10 protein-coding genes are annotated in these 15,224 nt (G+C 68.7%); all 10 read right to left on the minus strand.

Annotation, left to right across the window (positions count from 1 at the left end; all coding sequences use genetic code 11):
- Positions 1 to 4 precede the first annotated feature (4 nt).
- Positions 5 to 940, minus strand: a complete 936-nt coding sequence (locus AB0K00_RS47285) for a hypothetical protein (protein WP_363536200.1) — start codon at positions 938 to 940, stop codon at positions 5 to 7.
- Between the two features lie 86 nt (positions 941 to 1,026).
- A complete protein-coding gene (locus AB0K00_RS47290; protein ID WP_363536202.1) occupies positions 1,027 to 2,025 on the minus strand; it encodes an enediyne biosynthesis protein in 999 nt (332 codons plus the stop codon).
- A complete protein-coding gene (locus AB0K00_RS47295) occupies positions 2,022 to 3,998 on the minus strand; it encodes a CRTAC1 family protein (RefSeq protein WP_363536205.1) in 1,977 nt (658 codons plus the stop codon). Before AB0K00_RS47295 ends, AB0K00_RS47290 begins: the two co-directional genes overlap by 4 nt.
- A 332-nt stretch (positions 3,999 to 4,330) precedes the next feature.
- Entirely contained in the window at positions 4,331 to 5,674 is a 1,344-nt protein-coding gene (locus AB0K00_RS47300; RefSeq protein ID WP_363536290.1) for a cytochrome P450, read from the minus strand.
- Positions 5,675 to 5,705: 31 nt separating this feature from the next.
- Positions 5,706 to 6,188 (minus strand): flavin reductase family protein, encoded by a 483-nt coding sequence (locus tag AB0K00_RS47305; RefSeq protein ID WP_363536293.1) that lies wholly within the window; start codon positions 6,186 to 6,188, stop codon positions 5,706 to 5,708.
- Positions 6,189 to 6,267: 79 nt separating this feature from the next.
- Positions 6,268 to 6,708, minus strand: a complete 441-nt coding sequence (locus AB0K00_RS47310; protein ID WP_363536208.1) for an acyl-CoA thioesterase — start codon at positions 6,706 to 6,708, stop codon at positions 6,268 to 6,270.
- Positions 6,708 to 12,512: a type I polyketide synthase gene (locus AB0K00_RS47315; protein ID WP_363536211.1), complete on the minus strand. Its 5,805-nt coding sequence runs from the start codon at positions 12,510 to 12,512 to the stop codon at positions 6,708 to 6,710. The genes AB0K00_RS47310 and AB0K00_RS47315 overlap by 1 nt, the downstream gene beginning before the upstream one ends.
- Positions 12,509 to 13,489, minus strand: coding sequence for a DUF1702 family protein (locus AB0K00_RS47320; protein WP_363536214.1), 981 nt, complete (start codon positions 13,487 to 13,489; stop codon positions 12,509 to 12,511). The genes AB0K00_RS47315 and AB0K00_RS47320 overlap by 4 nt, the downstream gene beginning before the upstream one ends.
- A gap of 111 nt (positions 13,490 to 13,600) precedes the next feature.
- Positions 13,601 to 14,617, minus strand: coding sequence for a DUF1702 family protein (locus AB0K00_RS47325; protein ID WP_363536217.1), 1,017 nt, complete (start codon positions 14,615 to 14,617; stop codon positions 13,601 to 13,603).
- 55 nt (positions 14,618 to 14,672) lie between these two features.
- The gene (locus tag AB0K00_RS47330; RefSeq protein WP_363536220.1) at positions 14,673 to 15,104 is read right to left on the minus strand and encodes a copper resistance protein CopC; all 432 of its coding nucleotides are present in this window, start codon (positions 15,102 to 15,104) and stop codon (positions 14,673 to 14,675) included.
- Positions 15,105 to 15,224 lie beyond the last annotated feature (120 nt).

Genomic DNA, 15,224 nt, shown 5'->3' on the forward strand with positions numbered 1-15,224 from the left:
AAGGTCAGCTGTTGTACCACATGGTCGGGAACCATCCGATGCCGAACATCGCCGGCAGGCGCACGTCCCAGTAGACGATGTTGAATACGCCGAGAGCGATGAGCAGGCTGCCCGTCACCATTGCGGTCCGTCTCGGGTTCGCACTGAGCCAAGACAGGAACCGGCCTCTGGTGAGCAGCACGACGACTGCGAAGACCGCCGCGACGAACACGATGTTGCCCAGCGACTGCAGGACGAACGCGAACGCGCCGTACAGCGGGTTGTCGGTGTCCGCAGCGTAGTGGAAGAGCTTGTTAAACAGCGGGTACGGACGGCCGATGAGGAAGCCGCCCACCAGGCCTCCAAGGACGACGACTCGGGTGGCGGGCCGGTCACGGAACAGGTCGGGCAGCACTCCGAGTGCGGCCAGCCCGAGATAGACCAAGGTGAGGCCGATGACGCCGAAGACCACCGAGGACTGTAGGAGCCTGACCGGGACGTCGCCGACCTTGTCGGTGGACAGCTGTGGCAACCGGTCACCGAGCAGAACGCCGATGAAGCCGTAGGTTGCGGACACCACGACCATGCCCAATGCAAGCCAGCCAAGGGGGCGCAGCAGCCGCCGCAGCGCTCCGCCGCGCTGCCCGGCACCGGCTTGCGACAGCGGTCCGACCGAGGCGGCCATCGCGATGTTGCAGGCGGTGAATGTGCCGGCCAAGCCGGACACGAACGCGAACACCAGACCGGCGGTCGTGCCGGTGATGGCGGTCTGCTTCGCGTCGTGGCCGAGCAGGCCGTTGGCAACGGTGTCGCCGATGACGGAATCGACCAGTTCGTAGGACCACAGCACGGCGAGGACGACGCCGGACAGGAGGCTGAACAGGACGACCCGGCCGTTGCGGGCCGGTCGCGAGGTGAGGGGTGGGACCGCCGCTGCGGTTCGTAGGTCGGTAGCGCGCATGGTGCCTCCGCTGGGACGACAGGTCGGGTGACGTAATGCCCGCCGGCACCGGGACGTCGTCGTCCCGGTGCCGGCACGGTGCTGCCTCAGGTGGTGAGTGGGGCCGTCCGGCGCTGCCGTAGCCATTTGGCCCACCAGTACAGGCCGCGGGCGGCGCAGACGATGGTGACCGCGAAGAACAGCGTGTAGACCACGTTCGCCAGCAGCAGCGCGCCGTAGACGAACGCGACACTGGAGCCGAACATGAACTGCGCCTTGCCCGACGTCGGTGTGGTGCCCGGGTCGGTGATCATGTAGTTGGTGAAGAGGATGAACGCGACGCCGGTCATCGGGCCGAGCGCCGCCCATAGCGCCACGTCCCACACGTAGTGTCGGATCAGTGCCTGGATCACGAAGGCGCCGACCCAGCCGACGATCAATGCGACCCGTTTGGTCAGCAACGCGTTGAGGATCGTGCCGGCGGTCAGGATGACGGTGGGCACCACGATGCGGATCACGTCGGGTACGTGCTCGGTGAAGTGGTACGGCGGTGCCACGTTGACCCAGCCGAACAGCAGCAACGTCACTGTGATGCCGAAGTTCGACGGGTTCATGAAGTGCCGCAACCGGCCTTTGATCGGGGCCCGCAGCAGCACCTTCTGCCCGACGGCCACGACGACGGCGAACGCGATCGGCCAGTACACGTCGTTGGCGTACAGCAGCATGTTCGCGGCAAGTGCGGTGATGTGCGCCGGCAGCAGGAATGTGTACAGGCCCCAGCCGCCGTGCCCGGAGTAGCCGGGGGCGCGCCGTTCGGCTTTCGCCGCGATCCACTCCACGACGAGCTCCGTCGAATAGCCGATGGCGAGGGAGAAGATCGGCCATGTCCACGGCTGCTCGAAGCCGAGCACGGTGTAGCCCAGGATGTTGAAGATGCTCATCGAGATGGCGAAGTTGCGCAGGGCGAGATAGCGCGGGTCACGACCGTCCACGCGCAGCGGCGCCGCTGGTGCGGCCGCGACGGCCGGCGTCACGGCTGCCGCTGGCGGCACCGTCGAGGCCGGCGTCTTGGTCGGAACATTGATGCGGGGCTGCACGTCGGTCATGACGGCTGCACCTCCTCGGCTTGCGTGTTCAACATGAGGTTGTGCCGACCGGGGGTCAGCTGCAGTGTCTGCTTGTGCATGGCGCCGACGTTGTCGAGCCAGCACACCTCGACCGACACTGGCTTGCCGCCGTTGGCGCCGAGCCCGAAGTGCTGGTCGAAGCCGCGCTTGCCGGAATGTCCGCCGCCGCCGTCGAGCTGCTGCACCTGCGTGTGGCCGTCGGCGGTGGTGACGCGTACCTGGGCGTTGTAGGCCGGTGCGCCTGGCAGGCCGCCGGATGCGGTGACGGCATTGGCCGCCGGGCGGTACAGGCCGATGCTGATGTAATCTCCGGTGCCGGCCTTCGTGTTGCGGTAGTAGGACGGAGCGCCCCACTGCCGGGCAATGGCGAAGTCCTGGGCGCCGTCACCGTCGGCGTCGGCGATCGCGACGCCGCGGCTCGGGATGTCCGAGGTCATGCCGAGTTCGGCGCTGACGTTGGCATAGCGGCCGTTGCGTTCCTTGACCCAGAAGGCGAACGGTTGCGAGCCGGCGATGTCGTCGCCGGGTTTCGCGTTGGGCCACATCTGCGGTTCCTGCAGCAGTAGGTCGTTGGTCATCGCCAGTTCCTGCAGCCAGGACCAGCGGTTGATGGTGCCCTTGACGAACCCGGCGGACTGCACGAGCGACAGCTGGCCGCTGTTGTCGAAGTCGGCTGCCTTGGCGTCCCACCCCCAACCGACCCAGGCGATGTTGGCTGCGGCGGCCTTGTTCTCGAAGGGCGCTCGTCCGTCTTTGAGCATCGTGGCTGCCTTCGACGGGTTCGCCGCGATGTTCTGGTAGTAGAGGTTGCTCTCCTCTAGGCCCCAGCTGGTGGTGATGTTGCTGATGAACATGTCGAACTGTCCGTCGCCGGACAGGTCATTAAATTCGATCCCCATGCCCTTGAAGGAGTCGTGCCCGACGACGAGCGACTTCGGTGTGAACGCGCCGCGTTCGCCCTCCGCGAGGGCGAACTTGATCTGACCGGGGGTGGAGACGTTGTGAAAGAAGCGGTCCCGTCCGAAGTCATTGGCGAGGTAGAGCTCCGGCAGCAGATCACCGTTGAGGTCGGCAGAGGCCGCACCGAGGGTCCATCCGGTTGCCGTGGACGGTGGAAGCGCCTTCTGTTCCACGTAGCTGACGCTGGGTTCGGTGCCGCTGCTGGCGGCGGTCCAGCGCAGGACGTGCGCGCCGCCGGCGTTCTCAGCCCGCGACATCGAGTGGTTCATCTGCACGTTCGGGTCGCCCTGTGGGTCGAGCACCTGCGTGTCGGGGAAGTAGTTGAATACTCCGATGTCCACGTGGCCGTCGCCGTCGAAGTCGGCGATCGACACCGCATTGGTGTTCCACAGTGCTCCGCCGTAACCACCTTCGACAGTGTTCGACTGCGCCACGAGTTCCGTCGGCCGGAAGGCTGCCATTTCCATCGCGGTCGCACCGGATTTGTGCATGTACACGACCGGGGTCCGGCCCCAGTAGTAGACGAGCAGGTCGGTCCAGCCGTCAGCGTTGAAGTCTCCGGGTGCGCAGCCCATCGGCGCCATCGTGGCGCTCGTCGGCAGCGGAGATGGATTGAGCACGAACGGCGAGTAGCTCGCCCCGCCCTGCGGCGCAGGCGTGACGATCGCCGAGTCGCTGCGGGTGTCCACCAGACACAGGTCGTTGGGACGTCCGTCGCCGTTGATGTCGTTGACGGCGATCGACGCACCGACAGAGGAGATCCAGGCACGGATGTGCTCGTACTTCGGGTTGACCTGCCGCACAGTGTGCTGCGGAAGGCCCGGTGGCAGTGCGATCTGCAGCTCGCTGAACGCGAACCGGTTGGCGAGGGCGCTGCGGGTGGCAGCTGATGCCTCGGGCAGTTGGGCCGCTACATACAGCGCGGCGACGAGCACTAGAACGAAGGCGCCTGGAATGAGCCGGCGCAGGACTCCGACAGGATGCGATGGCACAGTTCTCCCTTGAGGTCGACAGCCGTGTCGCCCGCGGCTGGCGGCCGGGCACCTGCCTGATTGACCGGCGGGAATCCCGCGGGCTGGTCGAGAACCGCCGTGAGGTCGGCCGTGTTCATCGATCCATCGCTATCGTTGCGGAGCGCCGGGGCGATGTCTTCTCAGGATGTGCTCTGCAGCGTCCGTCATTTCGTCCTCGAGCGTTGCTGCCGGGGCGCCTGAAAGGGCACTCGAGGCGTACCCGAGACGCACTTGGGCGCACCCGAACACACAAGAGTTCCCGCCGGTGCAGCCACTCCGGCGGGAACCTCGTCTTTGGTGGACCTCGCGGGTTAACCGGCCGGTGACACCGTCATCGGCAGGCCGCCGCGGATGCGTAGCGACAGCATGGGCTCAGCGACCACCCGGTAGCCGGGCACCTTGTCCATCCGCAGGTCCCGCATCACCAGTGCGATGACGAACGCTGCTTCCATCATGCCGAGATGGTTGCCGACACAGAACCGGGGTCCGGCACCGAACGGGATGTACGCGTACCGGGGCCGCTCCGCCGCACCGGCGGAGCGGTCCGGGTCGAAGCGGCTCGGGTCGAAACGCTCCGGTTCCGGCCAGAATGCTGGGTGCCGGTGCAGTGTGTACGGGCATACGAGCACGTCCGCACCGGCCGGCACCCGGTAGCCTCCGACCTCGTCCGCGGCCTGCGCCTTGCGCGGCAGGATCCACACCGGCGGATACAGGCGCATCACCTCCTCCAGGACCATCGAGGTGTACCGCAGCTGGTGCAGGTCCTCGAAGACGGGCAGCCGGTCGCCGAGGACCTCGACCGCCTCGTCGTGCAGCCGCTGCCGTACATGCGGGTGTTGGTCGATGAGGTAGAGGGCCCAGCTGAGTGTGCTGGCGGTCGTTTCGTGCCCGGCGAGCAGCAACGTGACCAGTTCGTCGCGCAGCCGCTGCCGGCCGACGGCGGGATCCGGCTCGGCGTCGGCGGAGACGATCAGACGCGACAGCACGTCGTCACGGTCGCTGGTCTGGCTTCGGCGTCCGGCGACGAGCTGGTCGACGATGCGGCCCAGGTCCCGGCGTGCCCGGCGGAATCGCAGTTGTCGGGGTAGTGGGATCCAGGTCGGCACCGCGCTGAGCGATGCAAGTTCGAACATCGCCTGGTCTTGCACCGCGGCGAACGAGTCACCGATCGAGGTGTGCCGGCCGAGGTCGGTGTCCAGCAACGTACGGCCGAGAACGCCGAGGGTCAGCGTCGTCATCTCGTCCAGGACGTTGACCGGACCGGCGCCGATCTGTCCGCGCAGCCGTTTGACGAGCCCGGCCGCCTCCTGCGCAACGACGCCGGCCTGCAACGCTATCCGCCGGCTCTGGAAGGCGGGCTGCACGACCTTGCGCTGCTTGCGCCACAGGTCGCCCTCGCTAGTGAGCAGACCATCGCCGAGCGCCCGGCGGGCATGGACCAGGCCGATGCCCTTGTGGTAGTTGCCGGCGTTGTCGGCCAGCACGTGCTTGGCGTGCTCGGGATGGTTGAAGAAGTACAGCGTCTTCGGCCCGACCGCGAGGCGGGACGCGTCGCCGTAGCGGTTCGCAGCGTCGGTCATCATGCCGAGCCGGTCGCGGCCCATCCGCATCAGCATGCCGATGGCGGTGGCCCGCGGGCTGCTGGGTGGGTCCAGTAGCCCGGGCTGCTCGAGTGCGGTCACGTCGTCACCTCGATACGTCCTGACGTAGGTGTTGGAACTTGCCGTACAGGAACAGCAGGGCCTCGTCGTCGACCGCACGGTCCATCGACAGGATCCGGCCGATGAAGATGGTGTGGTCGCCGCCGTCGTAGGTGCGCCATACCTCGCACTCGAAATGCGCCAGGGCGCCGACGACCAGCGGTGCACCCGTGTTCGGCGCGGGGGTCCAGTCGACGGCCTCGAACTGTTCCCAGCCCAACGGCCTGCGCTGGTCGGCGAAGTAGCGCGCCGGACCCTCCTGCTCCGAGGAGAGCACCGACACCGCGAACGCGCCGGCCTCCTCGAGGGAGGCATGCATGACTGCCTGCCGCCCGACGCAGATCGATACCAGCGGCGGGTCGAGCGACACCGCGGTGAATGAGTTGGCGGTCATGCCGTGTGCGGTGACGCCGCCGACGGTCACCACGGTGACGCCGGTCGCGAACGCGCCGAGGGCACGCCGCAACATTTTCGGATTGGTCACCGCGTTGAGCGGCGGCCCTGGCTGGACGTCCACGTCCACCTCCTGTTCGTCCCGGCTGGGCCGGCTAGACCCGGACCGTCGACGTGTACGGCCCGAGCGCCCGGGCAAGTGCCTCCGGCACGCGCGCCGGCACCGTCCTGGTGTTCGGCCCACGCATGCAGGCCACCCGTTGTCCGCCTCGGGCGACGAGTAGTTCCCCGCCTGCCGGGTCGACACGTACGTAGTCGAAACTGAACTCGATCTGGGTCTGCGCCAGCTCCACCAGCCGCATCCGGATCGCCACGTCGTCGAATGCGGTGATCTCGGCGAAGAACTCGCATCCGACCTTGAGCGTGAACAACTTCAGGTCGTCCTGCAGGTCGGCCAGCACCTCGGGTGCCTTGTCCCTGAGGAAGAGTTCCCGGCAGCGGCCCTGCCAGCGCAGATAGTTGACGTAGTACACGTTGCCGACGAGGTTGGTCTCTTCAAAGCCCACGGTGTGCAGATACTCGAAGTACGGCTCCATCACTGCGAACCTCCGGTCAGCACTGCGAAGACGATGGGTTCGGTGATGCCGCGCACGGTGGTGACGAAGGTCGCCACGGACCCGTCTCCGGTGGAGAACACGACCCAGCCGGCGTGGTCTGTCGATGTCAGGCTTACCGGTCCCAGCGTTGAGCGACCCGCCTTTTGCATGGACTCCACCACTGACCAGACACGTGTCGCGGTGGTGTCCTGCTCCTCACCGGTCACACTGCCGGTGAGCACCGCCAGGTCGGCGTGTGCGCCGAGCAGCCCTTTCCATTCTTCCGCGGTGCGGGCGACGACCGGTTCGACATCGCAGCCGAGCACCCCGGTCGCCGCGGTGCACAGGGTCAGACCTGCACCGTGTGCCGCGGAGACGGTCCGCGGGTCGTCGACCTCGGGCTTGCCGTCGGGGCGGTACCGCACGGTGACGTGGCGGCCGAAGACCCGGCTGGCGGCCACCGCGGTGCGGGTCCGCCGTTGTGTCACCTCATTTCCGCCGACTGTTTGGCAGTCGGGTTCGACCGCGACCGACACCCGCATCCCGACCAGGTCCTCGAGCTTCCGCTCCAGGTAGGGACCCAGCAGCGGCGCGACCCACGGTCCGCGGCCGTCGAGCTTCCGCACGGCGCGAAGGTGCAGTCCGTCCCAACGTTCGACGACCGTGCCGTCGCTGGCGCGCAGGGCGATGTCGTAGATGTACAGGTCTCCGTCGCGGCTGCGTTCCGTCGCGCAGTACCGCAGCCCGGTCATCGACGTGAGCCGCTCCCCCGCGGGGTGGATGCGTTCGACCCCGGCCGGCAGCAGCGTCGCGTCCGGCACACACACCTGGTTGCCGTGCATGAGCGCGTCACGCACGCCCGGGTCGCCGAGCAGCAACCGGTCCGGCAGGTATGCCGCGAACCACCGTGTACCCGGGTCGGCCACCACGTGGGCGTCGACGTCGCGGGCCGCGAGCCGCTGGTAGTCGCGCAGCCGCTGGAACCGGCCGCCTTGGAACAGCACGCCGTCGTAGAGCTCGGCCAGCGGGTCCAGCACAACCGCGGGCTGCCCGGCGGCGGTCTGCACTGGCGGACCGTCGGGCGCCTCGCCGCGGTTGAGCCGCAGACGCGCCCGAAAGTGGTCGGCTGCGAACTGTGTCTCCGCACTGCGGATGACCACTTCGACGGTGTCGTCGGTGGTGACGACCGCGGCGACGCGGATGACGGTGCTGCCGTCCGGCGGCACCACGATCGGCCGCAGAAACCGGGCGTCTTCGATGACCGGCACCCCGGTGTGACCGGTGACGGCGGCCGTAACCTGGGCCATTGCCTCCATGCCGAAGACCGCCGGGAACAGCAGGTTGCCGTCGAGCAGGTGGTCGGCGAGGTACAGGTCGGTGCCCGCACTCAGCTCGACCTCAGTGACGAGCTCGACGCCGTGGTAGCGGACCAGTGGCCGCTCCACGAAGCGCAGCAGCGGCAGGTCCGGCTTGTCGTAGCGAACCGTGTCGATGCCCTGCGTACGGCCGCTGATGACGACGACCGACGGGGCCTCAGAGTCTGCCAGTAGCCGGCGCAGCACTGCGATGCCCTGGTCGGGGGTGATCGGCACGACGCCCTCGCGCGTCAGTGACTCGACCACTGACAGGCGCTCGCCCATGCCGACGCCGGACCACACGGACCATTCCATGCACAGTGTGCGACAGTTCGGCAGTTGCTGGCCGGTCCGTACGGTGAGGTCGGCGAGCCATTCGTTGGCAGTTGCGTAGTGCGCCTCGCCGCGCAGTCCTGCCCGGCCAATGATGCTGCCGAGCGTCACAAGGAGCTTCAACCTGGACGGGTCAACTGCGTCCAGGACCGCCCGTAGTCCGTCGATCTTCGGGGCGAACGTGCTGCGGAACGCCGCCATGTCCAGGTTGGTGATGGAGCTGGGCTCGTTGCGGCCGGCGCCGTGCAGTATGGCCGTGATCGGGCCGAGTTCCCTGGTCAGAGTGGTGACGGCCAATGTGACCGCCGCAGCGTCGGTGACGTCCGCCTGTGTGTAGCTGACGGTGACGCCATGCTCGGCCATGCGACGCAGGTTGGCTGCCAGCTCTGCGTCCTGGGCGGGGTCGGAGCGGCCTAGGAGGGCAAGCGACGCCCCGCTGTCGGTGGCCATCGCCAGCGCGCATTCGGCGGTGATGCCCTTGCCGCCGCCGGTCACCAGCAGCACGTCGGTGCGTTCCAGTGGGATGTGCGTGATCGCCGGTTCGACCTGCATCGCTCGCAGCGTCGGCACCCGCCGGACACCGTCTGCGTCGTAGTACGCCTCCGTGAAGCCTGTTGTCGCAGCGACCTCCGCGACGACCCAGTCGACGGCGGCAGCGATCGCCGGGACGTGAACGACAGTGGTCGTGAGGTGTGGCGCCTCCAATCGGACGGTCTTGGCCAGACCGGCCGCGCCGCGGCCATGCTGCACGAGCACGAATCGCCCGGGTTCCCGGCCGGACACTGCGGCCTTGGCGCCGTTCAGCGCGATCTGCAGCTGTTCCTCGGTGCACCGCTCGGGCAGGCAGACCAGGAGCCCTGCGCCGACCCCGGCACGCTCCAGCGCACGGCGTAGCGGCTCGGCGAGAGGGTGCCCGGCGTCGGCGTAGACCTCCCAGCGGCCGTCTGCCTGCTTCGTGCCGGGAGACGACAGTGCGGCCGCGTCAAGATCCACCGAGAACGCGCGGGCCCACGGCGCTGCGCCGGCCACCTGCGTGACCGCGGATGTGGCACCGTCCTGAGCGGTAGCGGCGAGCGTGTCGAGCGCGTCGCCGAGCTCCTCGATGGTTGCGGTGGCGAGGTTCGTCGGCAGCTGCGCCACCGGCAGGCCCATCTGCTGCGCCACTTGGTTGAGCACCTGACCTACGGTGATCGAGCTCAGATGCAGGTCGTCCAGGAGGCGGTTGTCGGTGCGCACGAGTTCCACCGGCAGCTCGGCCCGCTCGGCGGCGATCCGTCGCAGCAGCTGGACAGTGGACTCGGCCGCCGCGGCGTCAGCATCGGCGCTCGGTCCTGCCAGTGCGATCGTCTGCATCGCTGGCGCCGCCGCGAGGGTGTCCTTGCGGCGGACCGCCCTGACCTGTGGTGCCTGCTCGCACGGGCTGGCGAAGAACGAGAACTTCGCACCGATCGCCACCGGGCGGATCAGCCGGCCGTGGAACAGCGCGCTGTCCACCGGTGCTGCACCGACGATGTATGCGGCGGCCACGGCCCGCAGCACACCGGCGATCGACTCGTCGTCGGTGTTCACGGCCACGGCCGGCACGTCGGCTACCGAGGCCGCCAGGTCGCACAGCACCCGGCCCGGACCGACCTCGAGGAACAGGTCGACCTCTTTGGCGGCCAGCTCGACGGCCTGGTTGAACAGCACCGGGTCGGTGATCTGGCGGTGCAGCAACGCGGCGATGTCGGTGTCGCAGGGCAGCACATCGCCGGTGACGGTCGAGACGACCCGCCGTCCTACGGCGGCGAACTCCTCCTTTGCCAGGGCTGCACCGAATGCGGCGGCGGCCGGGGCGACCAGCGGGGAGTGGAACGCGTGCGAGACGTGCAGTCTGGTCCACTGCACGGAGGCGGCATTCGCCCGCTCGCCGACGGTCTGGATCGCGTCCACTGGTCCGGCGACGACGGTCTGGGCCGGGCCGTTGTAGCCGGCGATGACGACGGGCAGCCCAGCGACGAGTGCTTCGACGCGCTCGGGGCTTGCCGCGATCCCGGCCATCGTTCCTGAGGCACTGTGCTGCAACATGGTGCGTCCGCGCAGTGCCGCGATGCGCAGCAGGGCGGCCTCGTCCATGACCCCGGCCCACTGCAGCGCGGCGAGTTCACCGAGACTGTGCCCGACTGCGACGCTCGCCTCGATACCCAGCGCGGACATGACCCGCAGCGCAGCCATCGAGCCGGTCACGATGCGCGGCTGGGCGACCTCGGTCGCGACGACGTCACCGGCGGTCGGCAGCGCCGCGTCGACGTATACCTCCTCGGCCTCGGCGAACCGGCGACGCATTGCTCCGCCGGAAACGCCCCGGCCGGAGCCCTGGCCGGGGAACAGGAACCCGATCTTGCCCGGCCCGCTGACGTGGCCGAGGAAGCTGTGACCGTCCGCGGCGATGTGACTGGTGCCGCCGTCATCGAGGATCTTGCACAGCCGGCTCAGGCGCTCGACAGCGGTCTCGGGTGAGGACACGATGACGGCGGCTCGGTAGGGCAGGTCGCGCAGCCCGTTGTGCAGCGTGACGGACAGGTCCGACAACTGGGCGTAGGAGAGTGTGGGCAGGAAGTGCACCAGCTCGTCGAGTTTCTCTCGCAGCTCCTGCGCTGATCCGGCGTCGGCCAGCAGCAGCTCGACGTCCTGCAGCGATGAGGCCAGGGCCCTGGTACGGCTGTCCATCGATGTGCGGCGGCGCGGTGCCGTGTTTTCCAGCACGATGTGGGTGTTGATCCCGCCGAAGCCCATCGCGGTGATTCCGACGCGCACCGGCAGGTCCCGCGGCCACGCCTCGGCCTTGCGCAGCACTCGCAGCGCTGGTGCGACACCGCCCAGAACCTCGTGCGGATCCCGGGTGCCGATCGACGGCGGCAGCACCTGATGGTAGGCAGCGAGGGCGGCCTTGATGAGTCCCGCGACGCCGGCAGCGGCCTTCGTGTGACCGATCATGCCCTTGATCGAGCTGATCGCGGCGGGCGCCGAGCCGGGGTCCGCCTCGCGGCGGGCCGCCGACAGTGCGGTGAGCTCGGTGGTGTCACCGACCTTTGTGCCGGTGCCGTGTCCCTCAAACAGCGCCACGCTCTCGATGCCGAACCCGGCCCGCTCGTACGCGCGGCGCAGTGCGAGCTGGTAGCCGCCGGCCTCCGGCCGGGTCATACCGCCCTTGCCGTCGGAGGAGATGCCCCAGCCGGCGATGGAGGCGTAGATGCGGTGTCCGGCCGTACGCGCTTCCGGCTCGCGCATGAGTACGACCATGCCGCAGCCTTCGCCGGGCCAGAACCCGTTGGAGCCGCGGTCGTAGACGCGCATCTCAGCGGTGGCGAGGGCACCCGTCTTAGCGAATCCGATGATCTCGAACGGGTCGATGGACAGGTCGACACCACCGGCAACCGCAACGTCGGCCTCACCGTCCACGAGTGCCTTGCAAGCAGTCGCAACGGACAGCAGCGAGGAGGAACAGGCACCGTCGACGGTGTAGCCGCCACCCCTGAGGTCGAAGTGGTTGCAGATGCGTCCGGCGATCGTGTTGGACAGGGCGCCGGCAAGGGTGTCCTCGTCGATCTCCGGGAACGGCTGCTTGTAGGCGTCCTCGAACTCCGCCAGGAAGCCCTGCAGCTGGTCGTCGTCCCAGTCCTGGGCCTTGAGCGCGGCGGTGACCATGCGGCTCACATACGGCCACCGCAACCGCAGCTGGTTCGCGCGGGCGAATTCGCCGGTGAGGCTGTTGCCGACGATGACGGCTGTGCGCTCTCGCGGAAGGCCTTCCGCCATCGGGAAACCGGCGTCGGCGAGCGCGAGGGCGGCGACGTCCAGGGCAAGCCAATGCGTCAGGTCGGTCGACCGGTACGTGCTGCCGGCGATCTTGTACGCGACCCGGTCGAACTCATAGCCTTCGATGACCGCCGCCAGGCGGGCGTAGAAACGGTCCTTGGCCTTGGGGTCAGCGTCGAAGTAGTCCTCAAGCCGCATGCGTTCGTCGGGCAACTGCCGAAACGCGCGGCGGCCGGCCAACGCGTTCTCCCACAACTCCCTGGGCGAGGTGGCGTCCGGGTATCGACACGCCATGCCCACCACGGCGATGTTGGTCATTTCAGGTCACCTTTCGTGCGCTCCGTGAGCGCCTCTCTGATGCGTACCCGCCAGATCTCGTACGCGGGGACCTCGTCGTCGAAGGGAAGTCCGATGAGTGCCTCGTCGGTCACCTTGGCCGCACCGGCCGTCGACTGGCCGCAGAGGACCTGGGTAGCGACCTCGTTGTGAGCGACCACGAGCCGGGCCCGGACCCGCGCGCCGGCCGCGAACGCCGAACCCTGCGCGACGTCCCCGGCAAAGTCGCCGGCAGCGTCCCTGAACCAGGCCAGCTCCGCCTCGTCGCAGCCGCCCGCGTAGGTGGCCGCCAGCCCGGCGCCGGCGTACAGATCGGCACGCCGGCGCTCGTCGAACCGGTCGAACGCCGCCACGACGCGACGCGGGTCGGTGCCGCACACGAACCACGTGGCCCGCCCGACGCCCTGGTCGATGACACGGTTGGCGTACCAGGACGGTCCGTCGGCCGGCCAGGGAAACGCGTCATCCTGATAGCACTCGTCGACGTACTGCCGAGTCTTGAAGTACGCCTGGTGAAAGCCGTAGCCGTCCAGTACGAGCCAGCGCAGCAGCGGATCCTTCGCGTACAGCGATGACCACCGGAACCGGGGCACCCGGGCCATCGCCCAGCCGACCCCGACGTATGCCATGTAGAGATGGGCGTCGGCGTGACCGGCGAGGAAGTCCTCGACGTGGTGGCCACCGCCGACGGGCAGCCCGTCACGAACCGCGAACGCCATGGCGGCGCCTTCGTAGGCGAAACCGCGGTAGGCGTACGGGACGTCAGCGAGCCGCCCGTCGGCGTCAGCCGGGTACGGGACCTCGGCGGCGATCGCGTACCCGGTGAGGAAGTACCGCCCGACGGCCTCCAGCCGGTCGCGTGCCTCCGGGCTTTTCACGTGGAAGCCACGTACGTCCATTCTGGTTTCTTTGACATTCGGTGTGAGCATGCGCCGGCGAAGGGACTGAAAGATCGTCATTCGGGGCCCCCAGATAGACAGGTTCGACAAATTGTCATCGGGCGATGTCCGCGACGTCTTCTCCACAGTTGCGGCCCGCACGTCGGATCGGCACTCGGTAAGTGCCAATGACTATCGCGTGGATCTGGTCCGTGTGCCGACGGCGCCACGGATCTTCGCCCGCCACACCTCGTAGTCGACCTCGGCGGCGCCGCCGAATCCGTCACCGATTGCTGCACTGGCTGCGTCGACGGCGACGTCGTCGGCGAGTGCCGCCGCCCGGGCGACGGTCAGATCGGTCAGCGCCCCGACCGCGACCGCGGTGTGCTCGGGTTCGAAGCCGGAGAAGACCCGGGCCTTCGCCGCGAAGACAGCGCCCTGCGCCACGTGGGTCCAGTTCTCCCCGGCATCGCGGCGCAATGCCGCGAGCCCGGCTGCGTCGCTGCCGCCGGCGAACGTGGCCGCCAACCCGACGCCGCTCCACAGGTCGGCCTGCCGGTCCACGGCGAACCGGCCGACGGCAGCGACGACGTCGGGCACCTGTCCACCGTGGATGAACCACAGCGCCCGCCCGATACCCTGGTCGCAGGCGCGCGGGAAATAGTCGGCGCGGCCCTGCCAGGGATACGGTGCCAGTCGTTCCTGGCGGGTCACCCAACGCTCGGTCTGGAAGTAGGCGCGGTCGAAGCCGTAGCCATCCACTGCGAGCCAACTCATCGTCGGGTAGTACGGCGTGCCGGTGAGATCCGGCAAGATCCGCCTCCACAGCGGGCGCGGAAGCCGGGCCATGGCGAACCCGATGCCGATGTACGTCAGAAACGTGTGCGGCACCGCAGGCCCGGACAGCAGTTGCTGTGCCCGGCGGCCTCGGCCGCCAGCCATCGCGTCGAGGACGGTGACCGCCATCGTCGCGCCCTCGTAGGCGAAGCCGCGCATCTCGGGTTCCACCAGCTCCAGCCGGTCCACGAGCTCCGTTGAGGTGCGGGTATCGACGCCGAATTCGAAGCCGACGAGCACTGCCTGTGGAATCGCCTCAAGTCGGCGGGTCGCGTCGGTCGGCACGACCGGGAAGCCCCGGTGCGCGAAGGACACCTCTTTGAATGATGGGGTCAGCACCAGACGGCGCAGTGAGCCGAGCGTGGTCGGCATGGCCTTGCCTCCTCAACCTTGGATCGTCCAGGGCCGGAAGCGGGCGCCTCCGGCCTCACCGGCGTAGAAGCCACCGTTTCGAACGCCACAGCAACGCGCAGGCGAGCGAGAGCAGCAGGACGGCGTCGACGACGAGCAGTGCCAGGTTCATCGGGTCGGCGCTGACGTGCTGATGCCCGCCCGCGGCCGGGCCACCGTCGGCCGGACCGATCGGGGCCACGGCGACGCCGACACCGAACCGGGTCATCCCCGACAGCTCGGCACCGTCACGGAGCCGGACGTGGAACGCGACGAGGAACGAGCCCTCCGTCAGTCCGACCGGCACGGCGAGCCGGTCACCGGCGAACTGGACGGCGCCCATGGTCACCGCCACCCCGTCTTCCCGCGCGACGGTCAGGTGATAGTCGTACGGCGCCAGGTCGCCGGTGAAGATCACCGTGACGGCGGCGGGTGCCGCATCGAGCGTGGCACCGTCTGCAGGGTCCACCGAGGACATTCGTCCCGGCGCCGGATCTGACAGGAGCGCGAAGGCAGCGACCGTCGCCGCGATCACGGCGAACAGCCAAATGCCCGCCAACCGCAGCGCCGACCGGGGCCCGCCGGGACG

This window comes from Dactylosporangium sp. NPDC049525, assembly GCF_040676755.1.
Lineage (GTDB): Bacteria > Actinomycetota > Actinomycetes > Mycobacteriales > Micromonosporaceae > Dactylosporangium.